An 18943-nucleotide genomic window follows, 5' to 3' on the forward strand; every position below is an offset into this window, starting at 1 on the left:
ATGTTCGGCATCATCGGCATCGTCCTGACCTTCGCCATGGTCTTCGGCGGCTATATCCTCGCCGGCGGCAAGATGGCGGTGATCACCCATTCGCTGCCCTTCGAGATGATGATGATCGGCGGCGCGGCGGTGGGGTCGTACCTGCTGTCGAACGACGGCGCGACCCTGAAGCACACGGTTCCGGGCATCCTGCGCGCCTTCAAGGGGCCGCGCTGGCACGAGGCCGACAACACGCAGATGCTGTGCCTGCTGTTCCAGCTGCTCAAGATCGCGCGCTCGAACCCCGTGGCGCTGGAAGAGCATGTCGAGAATCCGCAGGGGTCCGCAATCTTTCAGGCCTATCCCGCGATTCTAGCAGATGAGAACGCGGTGACGCTGATCACCGACACGATGCGCTCGGCCAGCCTCAACTACGACGACCCCTACCAGGTCGAGGACATGCTCGCCCGCCGCATCGCCCTGATGAAGGAAGAGGCGATGCATGTCCCGCACGCGCTGCAGAACATGGCCGACGCCCTGCCCGCGCTGGGGATCGTCGCGGCCGTGCTGGGCGTCATCAAGACCATGGGGGCGATCGACCAGCCGCCCGAGGTGCTGGGCGGCATGATCGGCGGCGCGCTGGTCGGCACCTTCCTGGGCGTCTTCCTCGCCTATGGACTGGTCGCGCCCTTGTCGCAGCGGCTGGCAGCGGTGATGAAGCAGGACCTCGCCTTCTACGAGGTCATCAAATCGGTGCTGATCGCGGGGCTGCACCAGCACGCGACGAACCTCTGCGTCGAGGTGGGCCGCCAAGCCGCGCCCGAGCACCTGCGCCCGAGCTTCACCGAGGTCGAAAGCGCGCTGCGCGAGATGAAGAAGGCCGCATGATGCTGGCGGCTCTTGCCCTTGCCGCCGCCCAGGCGCTCAGCCCCGCCGCGGCCGCCTTTGTCGATGACGCGACCGCGCGCCTGCTGGCCGGAGAGGAGCTTGCCCCCGACTTTCCCGTCCGGCTGCAGGCCCTGCCCCCCGACCAGCGGCTGCTGGTGATCGTCTATTTGCGCCGCGCGGGCTTTCTGGCGGACGTGGTGATGCCGGTGGACTGGGTGATCTCGCCCGCAGGCCCCGCCGAGACCGAGGGTGGAAAATGACCGCGGTGGCGCCCGCCGAGGGGCTCGGGGCCTCGGCCAAGCCGCTTGCCATCACAGGCGTGCTGGTGCTGGTGGTGATGTCGATGGTGATCCCGATCCCGGCCGCGCTGCTGGATGCCGGGATCGCGCTGTCGATCGCCACGTCGGTGCTGATCCTCGTCATGGCCAGCGTCGTCCACAAGCCCACCGACTTCCAGGCCTTTCCGGTGATGCTGCTGCTGTCGCTGGTGATCCGGCTGTCGCTGAACGTCTCCTCGACGCGCCTGATCCTGACCGAGGGGCATACCGGCCCGGTTGCTGCGGGCGAGGTCATCAACGGCTTCGCGCAATTCGTCGCGGGCGGCTCGCTGATGGTCGGAATCACGGTCTTTGCCGTCATCTCGATCGTGAACTTCATGGTGATCACCAAGGGCTCGGGGCGGATGGCCGAGGTCTCGGCGCGCTTCGCGCTCGATTCGCTGCCGGGCAAGCAGCTCGCCATCGACGGCGACCTGAACTCGGGTGCGATCACCCATGACGAGGCCAAGCGCCGCCGTCTTCAGGATCAGCGCGAGATCAGTTTCTACGGATCGCTCGACGGCGCGTCCAAGTTCGTCAAGGGCGACGCCATCGCAGGGCTGCTGATCACCGCCGTCAACTTCTTCGTGGGCTTGGGCGTGGGCCTGATTTCCCACGGGATGCCGGCGGGTGAGGCGCTGTCCACCTACTCGCAACTGACCATCGGCGACGGGCTGGTCACGCAGGTCCCCGCGCTCATCACCTCGATGGCGGCGGCGCTGCTGCTGTCGCGCGGCGGATCGACCGAGTCGACGGCAGACCTGCTGTCCCAGCAACTGGCGGAGAACTGGCACGCCCCGGCGCTGGCCGCGGGCGCGATGGCCGTACTGGGCTTCGTGCCGGGGATGCCCACGCTGATGTTCTTGGGGATCGCCGCCGTCGCCGGCTGGTTCGCTTGGCGCAACGCTACCCGCCCGGCCCCGACACCCGAGGACAGCAAGGCCGCCGCCCTGCCCGCGCAGGAGGCGCGCCCTCGCATCGGCGACGTGCTGGATACCGACGAGATCTGCGTGGAAATCGGCGCGGACCTCATCGCCGCCGCGCTCGACCCGGCGCGGGGCCTCGGCGGGCGGATCAACAACCTGCGCATCCACATCGCCCGCAGCTACGGCATCATCCTGCCCGAGGTGCGGATCACCGACGCGATCGGCATGGGCGGCGGCGACTATGTCATCCGTGTCCACGGCGTGGTGCGCGCGCGCGGACGGCTGAACCCGCACCAGATCCTTGCGCTCGGCTCCGAAGACATCCTGGCCGACATCCCGGGCGAACGGACACGCGAGCCCGTCTACGACAGCCCCGCCCGCTGGATCGCCCCCTCGCACCAGGACGAGGCCGCCATTGCCGGCGCCAGCGTCGTGACGCCGATGGAGGTCCTGTCCACCCACCTCATGGAAACCGTCAAGTCACAGATGCCCGCGCTGCTGACCCTTGGCTCGATGCAGCGGCTGATGCAGGAACTGCGCGCGTTGTCGGACGAAACGCGGGCGCAGGGATACCAGCGCGTCTTCGACAGCCTGATTCCCGACAAGGTCGCGCCCGAGCAGCTTTTGTCCGTGCTGCGCCTGCTGCTTGAGGACCGCATCTCGATCCGAAACCTCGCGCTGATCGTGGAAGGCATCCATGAAAGCCGCTCGCCCGACCCCGAGATTGCCGCCGAGTTCGTCCGTCGGCGCCTGCGCGGCCAGATCACCGAGGCGCTGACGGACCCCGACGGGCAACTGGACGTCCTGCAACTGCATCCGGGGTGGGAGGCCGAGTTCCTGCGCGCCGAATCCGAGCCGGGCCGCGCCGCTGGTGCCGTGACCCCGCCGCTGATGCAGCGCCTGACCGAGAAGCTGCGCCTCGCCGCCGCCGGCCTGCCGCCCGGGGCCCAGCCAGCGCTGGTCGTCCCCGACCACCGCCGCCGGTTGGTCCGCGCGGTGGCGGCGGGCGCGGGTCTCTCCTGGCCGGTGCTCGGCCTCGAGGAGGTCGACCCGCAGGCCCGCGTCCGGCTGGTGGGCTCGGTCGAGCCATGACGCTGGACCCGGGTCTTCTTCCCTGGCTGATGCCGCTGCTGCTGGTTTACGCGCGCATCCAGGCCTGCCTGCTGGCGATGCCGGGCCTGGGCGAGCGGATGATCCCCGTTCGCATCCGCGTGGCCGCTGCCATGGCGCTGACGCCCCTTTACGCGGGCGCTGCCCGACCCGGGCCCCTGCCCGCGCCGCTGCAACTCGTGGCCCTGGTCGCGGCCGAGATCGTGGCGGGGCTGGCGCTCGGCCTCATGGTGCGGGTGGTCGCCATGGCGCTCGACGTGGCCTCGACGGCGCTGACGCAAAGCGCCTCGATGTCGGCGATGCTGGGGATTTCCGAGGACATGCCGCCCCATCCCATCGGCAACCTCATGCACATGGCAGGCATGGCGCTGCTGATGGCGCTGGGGCTGCCGGTGCTGGTCTGCCAGCTTCTGACCGACAGCTTCGTGCTGAAGCCCGCGGGGCTCTGGCCTCAGATCGCGCAGGTGTGGCCCGCCTTCCTGACCCTGGTCGTCCATGGCTTCACCCTGGCGCTGCTGATCGCCTCGCCCTTCGTGCTGGGCGGGCTTCTGTTCCAGATGCTCTCGGGCGTGGTCTCTCGGGTCATGCCCGCCATGCCCGTCGTCTTCGTGGCCGCACCCGCCGCGATCGGGCTCGCACTGGTGGCGCTGGCCCTGCTGACGCCGGCGCTGCTGGCGATCTGGGCCGATGCCGTCCTGTCCGTCGACCTGCCGGGGCTGCGATGAGCGGCGGCGAGGACAAGGACGACCGCCAGCACGAGCCGAGCGAGCAGAAGCTGCGGAAGGCCCGCGAGCAGGGCGACATCCCGCGCTCGACCGAGGCCACGACGGCGCTGGCCTACCTAGGGATCTTCGGTGCCTTTATCATGGGCATGGCGGCGGTGGTGCCGGCTTGGCTCGGCATGGCCGAGCGGCTGATGGGTGCCGAGCCCCTGCCCGATGGCGCCGAGGCCGCGGCACGGTCCTTGGGCCTTCTGTCGGGAGCAGCCGTGCTGGGCGCCGCACTGGTTCCGGCCGCACTGGTGGTGGCGGGGCTGCTGGCGCAGCGCGGGCTTGTCTTCACGCCGTCGCGCCTCGCCCCCGATCTCAAGCGGATCGACCCGTTCAGGAATGCGGGCCAGAAGTTCGGCAAGACCGGGCTGGTGAGCTTTGCGATCTCGCTCGCCAAGCTCTGCGGCGTCACGCTGGGGGGCGTGCTGCTGTTTTCCACCTTGGGCCGCAGCATCGCGCAGGCAGCGAACATGGGCGCCACGGCCTGGATCGAGGCGCTGCCCCTTTTGATCCGGCAGGTGCTGCTGCTGGCGCTGGCCGTGGCAGCGGTTTTCGCGGTGATCGATCTGCTGTGGAAGCATCTCGATCACCGCCGCCGCAACCGCATGACCCGGAAAGAGGTCGAGGACGAGCACAAGGACAGCGAGGGCGATCCCCATCTCAAGGCCGCGCGGCGGCAGAAGGCGGTCGATCTGGCCTTGGGCTCAATGCTGGCGGATGTGGAACGCGCCGACGTGGTGATCGTGAATCCGACGCATTACGCGGTCGCGCTGGAATGGAAGCGGGGCAGCGGCCGGGCGCCGGTGTGCCTCGCCAAGGGCGTGGACGAGGTCGCGGCCCGCATCCGCCAGCGCGCCCGCGACCACAGGGTGCCGATCTGGTCCGACCCGCCCTGCGCCCGTGCCCTGCACGCAACCGTCAGGATCGGCGACGAGATCCCGCGGACCGAGTTCGGTCCCGTCGCCGCCGCCATCCGCTTTGCGGAGGCGATGCGCGCCAAGGCGCGGCGCGGCTATGACGGCGCTCTCGAAGGGGCGGCGCGATGATGGGCAAGGGGGAACTCTGCCCTGCTCCTAATACCGGTTGGGAGAGGCAAGCCCGGAGGATGGAACCTGCTTGCGGCGGGTGCGGCACTGCTTTCGGGAGTTGGGAGCGTGCGCGCCGGAAGACGTTCAGCCGGTACGCCCGTTGGGTTGGCCAGACGCGCTGGAGAGGACATCTGGCCTGCCTCGCGCCTTTGCGCGTCGATCAAAGGGCGGGCACGGTTGCGCGCGTCCGTTCGCCTGTCGCGGGAACCGGAAGATGAGCCGCAAGGCCGATCAGCTCGGCAAGCTGGCGCGGATCGCGCGGCTGAAGGCCGATGCGGACCTGCGGCGCTATTCGGCCTATCGCGCCCATGCCGACGCCATGCAGCGGCAGGTCGAGGGTATCCGGGCCGAACTGGCCGAGGCAATCGCCACTCCGGTTTCCGATGCGCTGGGCCAGTGGCGGCTGACCACCGCGCTGGTCGCCTATCGCGCCGGAGAGGCGCAGCGCAGCGAGGCGGCGCTGGCGCGGATGAAACCGGGCCTCGACGCGGCCCATCGTGCCGCCCTTCTGACCTTCGGGCGGGCGGAAGCGCTGCTGCAGGTGCAGCGGCAGGTCTTGGAGCAGGAGAAAACAGAGGCAGAGCGCAGGCGCTGGTGACAGGAGAGCCTGCGGGCCGGCATGCGCAGGAACCGGCGCCTGTGCCAGATGATGGACCTTGCAAGCAGTGAGGTCCCGCAGGGGCACCAGGAGGATCGAAGGCAAGGCACCAGCGCTGCCTCGCCGCGCTGCAGCTCGGATGGCTGATCAGGCGCGTTCCACCTTCCAAGGCGGTCCGGAATGGACCGTCACGCGGCCCGGCCCAGCCCGTGCCGCATCACCACGGCATCGATTCCGGGGGCATAGTATCGGGGGCGGCGGCCGACTGCCTCCCACCCCGTCCGGCGGTAAAGTGCAAGGGCGGCGGCGTTATCCGAGGCAACCTCCAGAAAGGCGGCCTCGGCGCCCTGGGCTTGGCATTGCTCAAGGAATCGGCCGACCAGAGCCCGGCCCTGGCCCGCGCGGCGCGCCTCGGGGGCAACGGCAAGGGTCAGAAGCTCGGCCTCACCCCCCGCAATCCGGCCAAGGAGAAAGCCGTCAGCTGCCGTCAGCAGGACGCAGCCGGGCGCAGACAGCAGCCCTTCGAACTCGGTTGCGGTCCAGGGACGCGGCGTCACGAAGCACCGGCCGTGCAACGCGGCGAGTTGCTTGGGCCCCGTCGCGGAACCGCCGCTCATCGCAGGATCACGGGTGCCGGGTCGCGAGGCGGCGCGGCATCGGCCGGACGCAGGTAAAGGGGCGCGGGGCGCAAGCCCGGAGGCGCGGCGTTGCGGGTTCTGCTGAGGGGGGCGCCCTTGTCCGCCGTCCCTGCAAGACCCTCAGTCCTACGCTCATGGGCAATCCGCGCGATGGCGACCGCGACGGGATGGAGAGGGGCGCAGTCGGGCGGACCCGGTGGAAGATCGTCGATCATGCCCAGCCGGGGACCGGAGGCACGGGCCTGACTCGCGTGGTTTCCGTCCTGAGAAGGCGCAGCATGGGGCCAGTCAGCCTTGACGTCCTCGCGTGCCGTGAACCCGTCCTGCAGGCCCGCGCTGTCCCGGGAACCGAAGTCCTCCCACACGACCTCGTTCCCGCGCAGCGGGACCACGGCCCGGCAGGGGCGGGGTGCGCCGCAGGCGGCCGCCTCGGTCGCGCTGACGCCGATCGCCGGAATGCCCAGCGACAGCGCCAGCCCGCGCGCGGCGGCGACCGAGATGCGCACGCCGGTGAAGTTGCCGGGGCCCACACCCACGCCGATCGCGTCGAGGTCGGACCACACCAGGCCCGCCTCGGCCAGCAGTTCTTCCAGCAGGGGAAACAGCCGCTCGGCCTGGCCCTTGGTCATGGGCTCGGCGCGTTCGGCCAGGACGCGGTCGCCGCAAACGACAGCGGCCGCGCAATGCGCGGCCGACGTATCAAAGCCAAGCACCCAGAGAGGGTCAGGCAACGGGGCGCACCTCGACCACCTCGGGGATGTAGTGGCGCAGCAGGTTCTCGATCCCCATCTTCAGCGTCAGGGTCGAGGACGGACAGCCCGCGCAGGCGCCCTGCATGTGCAGGTAGACTACGCCCCGGTCGAAGCCGTGGAAGGTGATGTCGCCGCCGTCCTGGGCCACGGCCGGGCGGACGCGGGTGTCCAGCAATTCCTTGATCTGGCCCACGATCTCGGCGTCGGGGCCGTCATGGGCGGCATGCGCGCTGGCCTGGGTTGCGGCGGCCCCCGGCATCACGGCGTCGCCGGACTGGTAGTGGTCCATGATCGCACCCAGGATCGACGGCTTGATCTGGTCCCAGATCGCCGCGTCGGACTTGGTCACGGTCACGAAATCCGACCCTAGGAACACGGCCGTGACGCCGGGCACCGCGAAGATGCGGCGCGCAAGCGGGCTGGCCACCGCGCCCTCGGGCGTCGGGAAGTCGGCGGTGCCGCTGCCCAGCACGGTCTCGCCGGGCAGGAACTTCAACGTGGCGGGGTTCGGGGTGGTCTCGGTCTGAATGAACATCGGGTGCTCCTCGGTCAGGTCCGATATGGTCGCGGCGGCCCCCAAGTCAAGGCTGGCGGTCCTTCGGCACCTGTCAGGTGATCTGCTCCAGCCGCTCGCGCGAGATGTCGCCGGGCACGATGGTCAGCGGACAGGGCAGCGTGGTCATCTCGCGCATCAGCCGCGTGACGAGGGGACCGGGGCCGCCGCTGTCCGAGGCCGCGGCCAGCACGACGATGGCGATCTCGGGGTCGCCGCTGATCTGGGCGATCAGCTCGCCCCCCGGATCGCCCTCGCGCACGACCAGCTCGGGCTCGACGCCGGGGCGGTCGCGCATCCACTTGGCGAAAACCTCGAACTGCTGCTCGATCCGCTCGCGCGCCTCGGCGCGCATGACCTCGGCCACACCGAAGCCGTGCTGGATCTCGCTGGCTGGGATGACAGCCAGCACCTGCACCGCGCCGCCGGTGTTGGCAGCCCTCAGGGCGGCATAGCGGATGGCGTTCAGGCACTCCTTGCTGTCGTCCAGCACGACCAGAAACTTGCGCATCGTCCCGCCCCTTCGGTGCCATCGGCCAATTCCTGCCGGTCAGAGTCGCAAAACTGCATCAGCTTCTCAACCCCCGAAGGAAAGGGGTTTGCTGCACTTGCATTGAACCCCCACTATGCTAACCGCGGGCAGTGTCCCCAGCATGACCAACCAAAGGTGGCAGGGCGAGTGACGGTCCAACACGACTGGAACAGCGAACAGATCGGTCTTGCCTCCTTCGCCGCCCCCCTGGCGCGCGACGCGGGGCTGATCGCGTCACGGCGTGCGGGCCGTGCGCCTGCCGTGGGGATGACCCTCGGCAAGCGGCTGTTCGACGTGACCCTGGCGCTGCTGCTGCTGGTGCCGCTGTCACTTGTCATGCTGGTGGTGGCCGGCCTCTTGCTGGTGGCCGAGGGGCGGCCGATCTTCTACGTCTCGGAACGGATGCGGGCGTCCGACCGGGCGTTCCGGCTGATCAAGTTCCGCACCATGACCGCCGTCAAGGAAGACGCGGGCGCGACCGGCGCCCACAAGGCCTGGCGGATCACGCGGCTCGGCTGCATCCTGCGCCGCACGCGCATCGACGAGCTGCCGCAGCTGTTCAACATCCTCAAGGGCGACATGAGCTTCGTCGGCCCCCGCCCACCCCTGCGCGAATATGTCGAGCGCTTCCCTCGCCGCTATGCCCAGGTGCTGCGGACGCGGCCGGGCGTCACGGGCCTCGCCACGCTGATCTATCACGGGCATGAGGACCGGATCATGGCGCGCTGCCATTCGCCCGAGGCGACCGAGGCCGCCTATTACCGGCGCTGCCTGCCCACGAAGCTGCGGCTGGACCTGATCTACCAGCAGCGCCGGACGCTGGCCCTGGACCTGTGGATCATCCTCAATACCGTGATGACGGTGATCATCCCCGGCTGGAAGCGGCGCCGCTGAACGGGTCCGCCGGGTAGTCCGCCCCGACCAGATACAACCCCTGCGGCGGGCAGACCGGCCCGCAGGCCGCGCGGTCGCGCGCCTCAAGCGCCTTGCGCACCCGGTCAGGCGCCCAGGCGCCGGCGCCCACCCGCTCCAGCGTGCCCACGATGGACCGGACCTGGTTGTGCAGGAAGGACCGCGCGGAAAGGTGAAAGCGGTATTCCGCGCCATGCGGGACCGCGATCTCCTCGATGGCGATGCAGTCCAGCGTCTTCACCGGACTGGCCGCCTGGCACATGGTCGAGCGGAAGGTTGTGAAGTCATGCCGCCCGACCAGATGCGCCGCGCCGTCCCGCATCGCCTGAACGTTCAAAGGATGAACGACCTGCCACACGCGGCCCCGGTCATGGGTCGCAGGCGCCCGGCGGGACAGCAGGCGGAACAGGTAGCGCCGTCCTTGGGCCGAGAAGCGGGCATGGAAGTCATCGTCCACACGTGCGGCGGCAAGGATCGCGACCGGAGCGGGCTTGAGGTGCCAGTTCAGCGCCTCGGACAGCCGGAAAGGGTCCCAGTCGCGTTCTAGGTCGGCATGGGCCACCTGCCCCGTCGCATGAACACCCGCATCCGTCCGCCCCGCCGCCGCGATCCGGGCGCCCGCGCGAAAGCCGGGGTCGAGCGCGGCCAGCGCGCGCTCGACCGCGCCCTGGACCGAGGGCAGCTCGGCCTGCGCCTGCCAGCCGGCGAAGGGTCCGCCGTCATATTCGATCTTCAGCGCGAAGCGCGGCATGGGACTAGCGGCGGCGAAGGTTCTCGGGGATGCGGAACAGCTCGTCCGCGGTCTGCTCGCTGCGATCCTCCAGCAGGGCGCCCTCGGGCGGGCGGACACCCTCGCGAGCCAGGCGGTCGCGCAGGACCTGGATCTCGATGTCCATGTCGGTGCGCCCGCCCTGGTGCAGCCGCTGGGTCACGGCTTGGAAACCGGCTTCCAGATCACCCAGCAAGGCCTCGTATTGCGCCCGGGCGCCTTCATCGCGGGTGCGGGCGTAAAGATCGACGAACTTGACCGTCGCGTCACGGGCGCCGATCAGGTAGACGCCCAGGTAGCGGCGGGCCGCGGCCAGCGCGCCGGGGTTCTGTTCCACCCCGTCAAACAGGTGCCGCGCGGTCGCGGCGAACATCCCCACCCGCGCTTCCAGCCGCCGGTCGTCCACCCGCTTGATCGCGTCGGTGATGCCGGCCAGATGCTTTTCCGCCTCCTCGACCATGCGGGACGCGCGGTCCTGCTGGAAGCTGTCCACGCCCTCCATCCCCTTGTCGCTCATCGGGTCCGGGCCAAAGGTCAGCCAGTGCAGGATCGAGCCGGTGAAGCCGATGGCCAGCGCGCCCCCCAGCGCGCCCGGCTCGGCCGAGCCCACGGCCAGTCCGAGGCCCGTCAGCACGCCGCCGAACAGCTTGCGCGGGATCGCCGGGCGGCGCGCCACGCGGCGCGCGTCATAGGCGGCCTCGGCCTGCAGGCCTTCGCGCGTCATCCACATCGCGCCTGCGGTGATGCCGAAGCCGGCAAGGCTTGTGGCCATCACAACCGGATCGCCCTGGAAGAAGGCCGTCAGCAGGAAGGGCGAGGCCATGAAGGTGATCCACTTGGTCCGCCCTTCATGCGGGTGGCGCACCTCGCCCGGCGCGGGACGCGCGGGCGGGGCATTGTCCGCCCGGCCCGCGTTGGGGGAATACTTGCCGCCGAACCGTTTCGCCATGATCCCGCCCTCAGCCCGCGCCGAAGAGCGAGGCGTAAAGCGTCACCCCCATCAGAAGGAAGAAGGACAGGCGCTGCGCGGCGGGACGGGACATGGCATGATCTTTCGGCGGATCGGCGTTTCGGCGGTGGCCGCTCTTGCGGTCGCACGGGGGCGGTCGCCCGGTCAACCCCGCAGCGGCCCGCCCGTTCCGGGGCGCGGCACGGGAAAAGGCGCAGGCCTGCGTGGCAGGCAGGCCGGAATCAGGAACATCCGCCTTGCGCGCGCGGTTGTCCCGGGCGAGTTGCCCTTCGCTTCACGCAAACCGCGACCTGCAGGTGTCCCCTTGATCTGGCGCACAGCCGTCCTTGCCGCCATCGCCTGCCTGTTCCTGGCCGTGCCGGACGTGGACCTGATGCTTCTGTCGCTGCTGCACCACCGCTCGATCCTGACGCATTCGGCGCTGCCCGCACTCATCCCCTTCCTTTTCCGCCGCAGGATCGGGCTGATGCCCACGGCCGGGGCGCTGATCGGGCTGTACGTCCACCTGATCTGCGATGCGCTGTCGCCCTCGGTGGGCTTCGGGCAGGTCTGGCTGCCCGCGCCCTTCAAGATGCCGCTGGGCGGGCTCAGCCGCCTGTGGCTGGCCGGGAACGCCGCCCTCTGCTTCCTGCTGGCGCAGGGAATCTGCCGCCGCCTCTCGCCCGGCCTGGCGGGCTTGGTCGCGGTGGTGCTGGCCAGCGCCGGGGTCGGGATCTTCTATGGGCTGGTCAACGAAAGGTCGCTTCTGTCCGCAGCGGTCTGCCTGGTTTTCCCGGGCCTTCTCGGCCTGTCGATCCGGCAGCGCCTGCGGAAGCGTCCTTCCGCCTAGAGGGCCTGCGCTTCACGGCGCCTGCCGACAAGAAAGGGGATTGGAGCGGGTGATGGGAATCGAACCCACGTATTCAGCTTGGAAGGCTGCTGCTCTACCATTGAGCTACACCCGCATGACGGGCAGCTTTACCCAAGCAGGACCCGCCGCGCAAGCGGGCCGCGCTTGACCGGCGCAAGGCGCGGGGGCAGTCAGGCGGGATGATCGACATCCGCCCCGTCGCCCAAGCGATCTCAAAGCTTTCCGTCGCCATGGGCGGGCTGATGCTGCTGCCGGCCGCCGTCGACTGGAGCATGGGCGACCCGAACTGGCGCGCCTTCTTGGCCTCGGCCTGCGGGACGGTCGTCCTGGGCCTGATGACCATGCTGGCAACGCGGGGCGGCGGCGGGCGGCTGCAGATCGAGCAGGCCTTTCTTCTGACCACGGGCCTCTGGATGGTGCTGCCGGTGCTGGGGGCGATTCCCTTCGTGCTAGGCGCGCCGGGGGCAAGCTGGACCGACGCGATGTTCGAATCGATGTCGGGCATGACCACGACAGGGGCCACGGCCTTCCGGAAACTCGACGGCCTGCCGCTGGGCACGCATCTGTGGCGCGGCATCCTGCAATGGGCGGGGGGCCTGGGCATCGTCGTGGTCGCCATGGTGTTCCTGCCCATCATGCGGGTCGGCGGCATGCAGTTCTTCAAGTCCGAGGGATTCGACACCATGGGCAAGGTCATGCCGCGGGCGGGCCAGATCGCGGCCGAGATGGCGCAGCTTTACCTCGGCATCACCATCGCCTGCGCCCTGGCCTATGCCGCGCTGGGGATGGGCGGCTTCGACGCGGTGATGCACGCGCTGACGACCTGCTCCACCGGCGGATTCGGGCGCTATGACGCGAGCTTCGTCCCCTTCATCGGCCCCATCGAATACGCGGCGTCCTTTTTCACCATTCTGGCCTCGCTTCCCTTCGTGCGGATGCTGCAACTGGCGCATGGCGACCCCGGCCCGATCTGGCGCGACAGCCAGATCCGCACCTACCTGGGCATCATAGCCGCCATCTGCGGGCTGATCATGGCCTATGAAGCGGCCTGGCGCGAGGTCGCGCCCTCCTTCGACTTGCTGCGCGAGGTGATCTTCAACGTCGTCACCATCATTTCGGGCACGGGCTTCGCCTCGGCCGACGTGACGCAATGGGGTCACCTGCCCTTCGTGCTGCTGGTGCTGGCGGGGCTGATCGGGGGCTGCACGGGCTCGACAGTGTGCTCCATCAAGGTCTTCCGTTATCAGGTGCTGTTCGAGGCCCTGCGCGGCCAGTTGGTGCAGATGCACTCGCCCCATCGCGTGCGGCCCTTGCGGCTGCAGGGGCGCAGGCTGGACGCCGAGGTGGTGAACTCGGTCATGGCCTTCTTCACGCTGTTCGTGCTGACCTTCGGCGTGCTGATCGTGGCGCTGGCGCTGAGCGGACTGCATTCCCGCACCGCCCTGACCGCTGCCTGGACCGCCATCGCCAACGTGGGCCCGATCTGGGGCCCCGAGGTGACGGCGAACGGTGGCGTCGCGGCCTTCCCCGAGACCTCGAAGTGGCTGATGATCCTGGGGATGTACCTCGGCCGGCTGGAACTGATCACCGTTCTGGTCGTGCTGCTGCCGCGCTTCTGGCGGCAGTAGTCAGGCGGGATCGGTTCCGGCGGGGCCTTCCGCCTGCGGGGCAGGTTCCGGCGCCGGGGTCGCCCGCAGGCTGTCGAGGATTTCCGCCGCGACATGGGGCTGGTCGGCAGCGTCCATCACCGGCCAGATCAGCACCACGCCCTGCACGCGTCCATCGACGACCCGCGCCTCGGCCTGGCCGATATGGGTGTCGTTGCGCCCGATCAGCGAGGCGCGGCCCTGCGCCACCTGCCGCTCGGGCGAGGGCACCCAGCCCAGCGCGGTGACAAGGCCGGTGAAGTCCAGCATCTCCTGCTGCCCGCCGGGCGCGCCGTAAAGGATCAGCGCCGAGCCCGAGTCGTCCTTGGGCCCGTAGATCGACAGCCCCTGTTCGTTGCGGTCGAACTGCAGCCGGTCCATCGGCACCATCAGCGACAGGCCCGACTGCGGGTCGTCCAGTTGCGTCAGGTTCATCTCTGCCCGCCACGCCTCGCGGCGCTGGATCAGGGCGCGCATGGTTTCGGCCGCATCGGGCGAGGCGCGCAGGGACAAGACCTCGGCCGCGATGGCGGCGCGGGTCTGCGGGCCGTCCTTGCCGTCGATCTCGCCGTTGTAATGGCCAGCCCAGCGCAGGGCGCGCTGGACGTCCTCCAGCGGCGGCATCTCGGCGCCGGAACCCGCTTGGGGCAGTTCGATGGCGCCGGCAGGCTCCAGCGGCTCGCCCAGGTCGTCGGGCGGCAGGACGGCGGCGAAGCGGCCCACCCGCTCGGCCCGCCGGAAGGCGCCGAGCCAGGCCTCAGCCACCTCGGCGGGCATGGGACCCAGCGCGATGGCGAGGCCGCCGTCCGGCTGCTGGAACAGCCCGGCCTCGGGGAAATCCTCGCGCCAGGTCGCCAGCGCCGCATCCGCCGCCTCGCGCGTGTCGAAGCGCTGCAGGCGCAGGTAGTCGCCGGGCGGGGGCGCAATGACGGGTTCGGCGGCGGCCGTGTCAGGCGCAGCGCTTGCGGATGCGCCCCCCGTACCCGCGCCCTGCGGCGCGAAGGTCGAGGCCCCTGCCGCCGGACCCGCCCCATCGGGCGGAGCGCCGGCAGCCCCCGCCACGGCGGCCGCAACCGGCTGCGCGCCCTCGGGCACCGGCACGATGAAGCTGTCGCCGGGGATCTCGCCCGCCGCGCTGAGGCGGGCAAGCTCGGCCTCGGCCTCCTCGCGCTCCATCGGTCCCAGGCCGATGCCGGTCCAGCCGCCGGGCAGCGGGAAGCGCATCACCTCGGGGTAGCGCCCGGCCCAGCGGGCGATCATCGCCTCGGCCGCCGCCGCGCGCTGCGCCTCGACCCGCAGCACCACCGGCTCGGCCAGCACCGCCCCCGGCAGCATCGCGCAGATCAGAAAGGCCAAGCCCCGCATCGGTCACATCCCTTGCCCCTGGGCCGATTGACCCGGCCCGGACCGCACCCTATGAGCGGCCTGCATTCGCGTCAGTTATGCGAAAGGACGCCGGGATGACCAGCCCCGAACAGGCCGACCGGCCACGCTGTTTCCAGGACGTGATCCTGCGCCTGCAGAGCTATTGGGCGGCCACCGGCTGCGCCATCCTGCAGCCCTACGACATGGAGGTGGGCGCCGGCACCTTCCACCCGGCGACCACGTTGCGATCCCTGGGCACCCGCCCCTGGGCCGCGGCCTATGTCCAGCCCTCGCGCCGCCCGACCGACGGGCGCTATGGCGAGAACCCGAACCGGCTGCAGCATTATTATCAGTACCAGGTCATCATCAAACCCTCGCCGCCGAACCTGCAGGAGCTTTACCTTGGCTCGCTCAAGGCGATCGGTCTCGACCCGCTGGTCCACGACGTCCGCTTCGTCGAGGACGACTGGGAATCCCCCACCCTCGGCGCTTGGGGCCTCGGATGGGAAGTCTGGTGCGACGGCATGGAGGTCAGCCAGTTCACCTATTTCCAGCAGGTCGGCGGGCATGACTGCCGCCCCGTGTCGGGCGAACTGACCTATGGCCTCGAACGGCTGGCCATGTATGTGCTGGGGGTCGAGCATGTCATGGACATGCCCTTCAACGCGCCCGATGCGCCGATCCCGCTGACCTACGGCGACGTCTTCCGCCAGACCGAGCGCGAATATTCCCGCTGGAACTTCGAGGTTGCCGACACCGAGATGCTGTTCCAGCACTTCAAGGACGCCGAGGCCGAATGCGCCCGCATCCTCGACGCGGCAGCAGAGGACAGCGCCGGGCGGCATATCCCGATGGCGCACCCGGCCTATGACCAGGCGATCAAGGCAAGCCACATCTTCAACCTGCTCGATGCGCGCGGCGTGATCTCGGTCACGGAACGGCAGGCCTATATCGGCCGCGTCCGGGCGCTGGCGAAACGCTGCGCCGACCTGTTCGTGACGACCGAGGCCGCGACCGGCGCCAACGCGGGGGATGCGGCGTGACCTCGGGCAAGATCATGGCATCCATGCTGGTGCTGGTGGCAGTGCTCGCGGGCGTCGCCGTCTGGTACCTGCAGGTCTACGGCTTCTACGAGGACGTGGACGAGATCACCGGCGCCTCGCAGATGATGGTGACCCTGCCGGACGGCTCGACCCGGCCCGTCGCCGTCTCGGAGTTCAAGGGCATCGACGCGGACTCCTCGCCGATCCGCTGGCGCTCCTGCTTCACGCTGGACCCGGCCGAGGTCGCGGACGCGGCCCCCTTCCCGGCCGCCACGCCCCTGAACGGACCGAACTGGTTCCAGTGCTATTCTGCCAAGGCCCTGACCGCCGATCTCGAGGCCGGGAATGCCCGCGCGATCCTCGGCCAAGCGGAAGTCCACCCCGACGTGGACCGTATCATCGCCGTTTATCCCGACGGCCGTGCCTTCGGCTGGCACCAGTTGAACGACAAGACCCCCGCACGCGGAGTGATGGACTGATGGACCTGCTGATCGAGCTGTTTTCCGAGGAAATCCCCGCCCGGATGCAGCCCCGCGCACGCGAGGACCTCAAGCGGCTCATCACCGACGGGCTGGTGGACGCGGGCCTGACCTATGCCTCGGCCGGCGCCTTCTCCACGCCCCGCCGCCTCGCGCTGGCGGTCGAGGGGCTGACAGCGGAATCCAAGCCCGTGCGCGAGGAGCGCAAGGGGCCGAGGACGGACGCGCCGGAAAAGGCCATCGAGGGCTTCCTGCGCTCGACCGGCCTGACGCTGGACCAGCTGGAACGCCGCGCCGAGAAAAAGGGCGAGGTCTTCTTCGCCGTCATCGAGAAGCCCGGCCGCAAGGCCGCGGACATTGTGGCCGAGGTTCTTGAGGCCACGATCCGCGACTTCCCCTGGCCCAAGTCGATGCGCTGGGGCTCGGGCTCGCTGCGCTGGGTCCGCCCGCTGCATTCGATCATCGCGATCCTGTCGGACGAGGGTGGCGCACAGGTCGTGCCGCTGACCGTGGACGGCATCGCGGCCGGCGACACCACGCGCGGCCACCGCTTCATGGCCCCCGACGCCTTCCGCGTGACGGGCTTCGACGACTACGCCGCCAAGCTGCGCCGCGCGAAGGTCATGCTCGACCCCGCCGAGCGCGAGGCCGCGATCCGGCAGGAGGCCGCGAACCTCGCCTTCGCGCGCGGGTGGGAGATCGTGTCCGACGAGGGCCTGATGACCGAACTCGCCGGGCTGGTCGAATGGCCGGTGCCGCTGATGGGCGTGATCGAGCAGCGCTTCCTCGACCTGCCGCCCGAGGTTCTGCAGACCTCGATGAAGGAGCACCAGAAATTCCTGTCCGCCCGTAACCCGAAGACGGGCCGGATCGAGGGCTATGTCACCGTCGCCAACATCGAGACGCCCGACCACGGCGCGACGATCCTGGCCGGCAACCAGCGCGTCCTGGCCGCCCGCCTGTCCGACGCCGCCTTCTTCTGGGAGAACGACCTGCGCGAGGCTCGCGCGGGGATGCAGGCCTGGGCCGAGGGCCTGAAGGCCGTGACCTTCCACGCCAAGCTGGGATCGCAGGCCGACCGGGTGGAACGCATCGCCGCGCTCGCCCGCGAGATCGCCCCCGCCGTGGGCGCGGACCCCGATCAGGCCGAGCAGGCGGCCAAGGTCGCCAAGCTGGACCTGCGCTCGGCCATGGTCGGCGAGTTCCCCGAGTTGCAGGGCACGATGGGCCGCTATTACGCGCAGGCCGCCGGGCTGCCGGATGCGGTGGCGGATGCCGCCCGCGACCACTATTCGCCCCTGGGGCCGTCGGACGAGGTGCCCAGCGCGCCCGTCTCGGTCGCCGTGGCGCTGGCCGACAAGTATAATATCCTTGGTCACTTCTTTGCCGCAAAAGAGAAGCCCACTGGCTCAAAAGATCCCTTTGCGCTCCGGCGTGCAGCGCTCGGGATGATCCGGCTTATCGTTGATAACAGCGTCCGGCTCTCGCTCGAATATCTAGTCAGCAAAGATATCGACGGCGCTTCATTCGTTTATGCAATGCACAATGGCGCGGCTTTGATGACGGGCCAACCTGATGGCTCGACTGTCATAACCGATTTCAACAGCGCAATGGTATTAGGTAATCAGTTTCCGGACACGTTTGGCCGCGCCCGCAGCCAAATGCTCGAAATGTTCGAAACCGGACACGATGATTTCGTGAAGCTTGTGGATGACAAGCCGGCTGGCCGCTTCCCGACAAAGCGCGAAGTATTAGAGTTGCTCGCCGCTGACCTCCTCGCCTTCCTTCACGACCGCCTCAAGGTCCATCTCCGCGACCAGGGCATCCGCCATGACGTGATCGACGCGGTGCTGGCGATGCTGGGGTCGGACGACCTCACGCTGGTCGTGCGCCGGGCGACTGCTCTGAACGGGATGCTGGGGACCGGAGACGGCCCGAACCTGCTGCAGGGGCTCAAGCGCGCGGCCAACATCCTGGCGCAGGCCGAAGAAAAGGACGGCGTCGAATATTCCTTCGGCGCGGACCCGAAATTCGCGGAAACCGACGAGGAACGCGCGCTGTTTGCCGCGCTGGACGCCGCCGAGCCGAAGATCGCCGCCGCCATGCGGGCCGAGGACTTCCCCGCCGCCATGTCGGCCATCGCGGCCCTCCGCGCCCCCATCGACGCCTTCTTCGAGGCGGTGCAGGTCAACACCGACAACCAGGTGGTCCGCCGCAACCGCCTGAACCTTCTGTCCCGCATCCGCGAGGCGGGCCGCCTGATTGCCGACTTCGGCCGGATCGAGGGGTGAGCCGGATCAGGGAAAGGTCCAGTGGACCTTTCCCCCGGCGAACGCCCGGCGCGCAAGCGGAGGGCCCGCATGACGTCCGCAAACAGTCTGGTGGACCGTTTCCAGTCCCGAACGCCCGGAACGAAAGCAGAGGGCTGGGCCGGATCAGGCGCGAATGCCCGAAGCGCAAGCGAAAACCTGGATAGGGAAGGGAGCGCGGCCTTTTTTCCCTTGGCAGCGTGGCGCATCGCACGGATGCCCCCCCCTTCGCACCCAGCCCCGTTCCGCTGAACTGAAGGGCGGACGAATAGTCGAAACAGGCGTTCCTGCCGCGCCTTCGTTCCGCTGGCCGACGGCTTCCGAGACTGTGGCCCAACCTTGCGGATCGACGCTTACGGCATCGGGTCGCAAGCCCATGCATTATCGCGAAAATGATAGCGATACCCCATCTTGCAGCCGCCGGTTGCGCTGCTAGCTTGCGTCAAAGG

Annotated in this window: 19 protein-coding genes and 1 tRNA gene; 12 read left to right on the forward strand and 8 right to left on the reverse strand. The window is 69.4% G+C overall.

The window, feature by feature from the left end; translation table 11 throughout:
* The 6 genes from motA to BLQ03_RS00985 all read left to right on the forward strand — a co-directional run bounded on the left by motA (position 1) and on the right by BLQ03_RS00985 (position 5676).
* Positions 1–867, forward strand: a complete 867-nt coding sequence (motA, locus tag BLQ03_RS00960) for a flagellar motor stator protein MotA (RefSeq protein WP_090751711.1) — start codon at positions 1–3, stop codon at positions 865–867.
* Complete coding sequence (locus tag BLQ03_RS00965; protein WP_090751713.1) at positions 864–1127, forward strand: hypothetical protein; 264 nt, start codon at positions 864–866, stop codon at positions 1125–1127. Before motA ends, BLQ03_RS00965 begins: the two co-directional genes overlap by 4 nt.
* Positions 1124–3202 carry a flagellar biosynthesis protein FlhA gene (locus BLQ03_RS00970; protein WP_090751716.1) on the forward strand — a complete coding sequence of 693 codons (2079 nt, stop codon included), beginning with the start codon at positions 1124–1126 and terminating at the stop codon, positions 3200–3202. The genes BLQ03_RS00965 and BLQ03_RS00970 overlap by 4 nt, the downstream gene beginning before the upstream one ends.
* Positions 3199–3945, forward strand: a complete 747-nt coding sequence (locus BLQ03_RS00975; RefSeq protein WP_090751718.1) for a flagellar biosynthetic protein FliR — start codon at positions 3199–3201, stop codon at positions 3943–3945. Before BLQ03_RS00970 ends, BLQ03_RS00975 begins: the two co-directional genes overlap by 4 nt.
* On the forward strand, positions 3942–5036 hold the full coding sequence (flhB, locus tag BLQ03_RS00980; protein ID WP_090751720.1) for a flagellar type III secretion system protein FlhB: 1095 nt from the start codon (positions 3942–3944) through the stop codon (positions 5034–5036). Before BLQ03_RS00975 ends, flhB begins: the two co-directional genes overlap by 4 nt.
* A gap of 256 nt (positions 5037–5292) precedes the next feature.
* A complete protein-coding gene (locus BLQ03_RS00985; RefSeq protein ID WP_090751722.1) occupies positions 5293–5676 on the forward strand; it encodes a hypothetical protein in 384 nt (127 codons plus the stop codon).
* Positions 5677–5864: 188 nt separating this feature from the next.
* On the opposite strand, the gene BLQ03_RS00990 is transcribed toward BLQ03_RS00985, so the two are convergent.
* The 4 genes from BLQ03_RS00990 to BLQ03_RS01005 all read right to left on the reverse strand — a co-directional run bounded on the left by BLQ03_RS00990 (position 5865) and on the right by BLQ03_RS01005 (position 8130).
* The gene (locus tag BLQ03_RS00990; protein WP_090751724.1) at positions 5865–6293 is read right to left on the reverse strand and encodes a GNAT family N-acetyltransferase; all 429 of its coding nucleotides are present in this window, start codon (positions 6291–6293) and stop codon (positions 5865–5867) included.
* The gene (gene tsaB, locus BLQ03_RS00995; protein ID WP_090751727.1) at positions 6290–7045 is read right to left on the reverse strand and encodes a tRNA (adenosine(37)-N6)-threonylcarbamoyltransferase complex dimerization subunit type 1 TsaB; all 756 of its coding nucleotides are present in this window, start codon (positions 7043–7045) and stop codon (positions 6290–6292) included. The genes BLQ03_RS00990 and tsaB overlap by 4 nt, the downstream gene beginning before the upstream one ends.
* The gene (locus tag BLQ03_RS01000; RefSeq protein ID WP_090752108.1) at positions 7038–7601 is read right to left on the reverse strand and encodes a NifU family protein; all 564 of its coding nucleotides are present in this window, start codon (positions 7599–7601) and stop codon (positions 7038–7040) included. Before BLQ03_RS01000 ends, tsaB begins: the two co-directional genes overlap by 8 nt.
* Before the next feature lie 73 nt (positions 7602–7674).
* Positions 7675–8130, reverse strand: coding sequence for a universal stress protein (locus BLQ03_RS01005; protein ID WP_090751729.1), 456 nt, complete (start codon positions 8128–8130; stop codon positions 7675–7677).
* 288 nt (positions 8131–8418) lie between these two features.
* On the opposite strand from BLQ03_RS01005, the gene BLQ03_RS01010 reads away from it, so the two are divergent.
* Positions 8419–9045, forward strand: coding sequence for a sugar transferase (locus BLQ03_RS01010; protein WP_175558741.1), 627 nt, complete (start codon positions 8419–8421; stop codon positions 9043–9045).
* On the opposite strand, the gene truA is transcribed toward BLQ03_RS01010, so the two are convergent.
* Together truA and BLQ03_RS01020 are read right to left on the reverse strand one after the other, a co-directional pair.
* Positions 9017–9814 (reverse strand): tRNA pseudouridine(38-40) synthase TruA, encoded by a 798-nt coding sequence (truA, locus tag BLQ03_RS01015; RefSeq protein WP_090751733.1) that lies wholly within the window; start codon positions 9812–9814, stop codon positions 9017–9019. The two genes, BLQ03_RS01010 and truA, sit on opposite strands and share 29 nt — an antisense overlap.
* A gap of 4 nt (positions 9815–9818) precedes the next feature.
* A complete protein-coding gene (locus tag BLQ03_RS01020; protein ID WP_090751735.1) occupies positions 9819–10781 on the reverse strand; it encodes a 5-bromo-4-chloroindolyl phosphate hydrolysis family protein in 963 nt (320 codons plus the stop codon).
* Between the two features lie 325 nt (positions 10782–11106).
* Between BLQ03_RS01020 and BLQ03_RS01025 the strand changes: the two genes are divergently transcribed.
* On the forward strand, positions 11107–11631 hold the full coding sequence (locus tag BLQ03_RS01025; RefSeq protein ID WP_090751737.1) for a hypothetical protein: 525 nt from the start codon (positions 11107–11109) through the stop codon (positions 11629–11631).
* 41 nt (positions 11632–11672) lie between these two features.
* Here BLQ03_RS01025 and BLQ03_RS01030 read toward each other — a convergent pair.
* Positions 11673–11746 (reverse strand) — tRNA-Gly (locus BLQ03_RS01030).
* An 85-nt stretch (positions 11747–11831) separates the two neighbouring features.
* Between BLQ03_RS01030 and BLQ03_RS01035 the strand changes: the two genes are divergently transcribed.
* Entirely contained in the window at positions 11832–13280 is a 1449-nt protein-coding gene (locus BLQ03_RS01035) for a TrkH family potassium uptake protein (protein WP_090751739.1), read from the forward strand.
* On the opposite strand, the gene BLQ03_RS01040 is transcribed toward BLQ03_RS01035, so the two are convergent.
* Positions 13281–14663, reverse strand: a complete 1383-nt coding sequence (locus BLQ03_RS01040; RefSeq protein WP_090751742.1) for a peptidoglycan-binding domain-containing protein — start codon at positions 14661–14663, stop codon at positions 13281–13283.
* Between the two features lie 95 nt (positions 14664–14758).
* Here BLQ03_RS01040 and BLQ03_RS01045 point away from each other — a divergent pair, with 95 nt between their 5' ends.
* From BLQ03_RS01045 to glyS, 3 genes are read left to right on the forward strand one after another with little or no spacing between them, the layout of a single operon-like run.
* A complete protein-coding gene (locus BLQ03_RS01045; RefSeq protein ID WP_090751745.1) occupies positions 14759–15706 on the forward strand; it encodes a glycine--tRNA ligase subunit alpha in 948 nt (315 codons plus the stop codon).
* Positions 15703–16185 carry a DUF6446 family protein gene (locus BLQ03_RS01050; RefSeq protein ID WP_090751747.1) on the forward strand — a complete coding sequence of 161 codons (483 nt, stop codon included), beginning with the start codon at positions 15703–15705 and terminating at the stop codon, positions 16183–16185. The genes BLQ03_RS01045 and BLQ03_RS01050 overlap by 4 nt, the downstream gene beginning before the upstream one ends.
* Positions 16182–18476, forward strand: coding sequence for a glycine--tRNA ligase subunit beta (glyS, locus tag BLQ03_RS01055; protein ID WP_090752110.1), 2295 nt, complete (start codon positions 16182–16184; stop codon positions 18474–18476). The genes BLQ03_RS01050 and glyS overlap by 4 nt, the downstream gene beginning before the upstream one ends.
* The last annotated feature ends 467 nt before the right edge of the window (positions 18477–18943 follow it).

Source organism: Paracoccus chinensis, from assembly GCF_900102885.1.
GTDB classification, from domain to species: domain Bacteria; phylum Pseudomonadota; class Alphaproteobacteria; order Rhodobacterales; family Rhodobacteraceae; genus Paracoccus; species Paracoccus chinensis.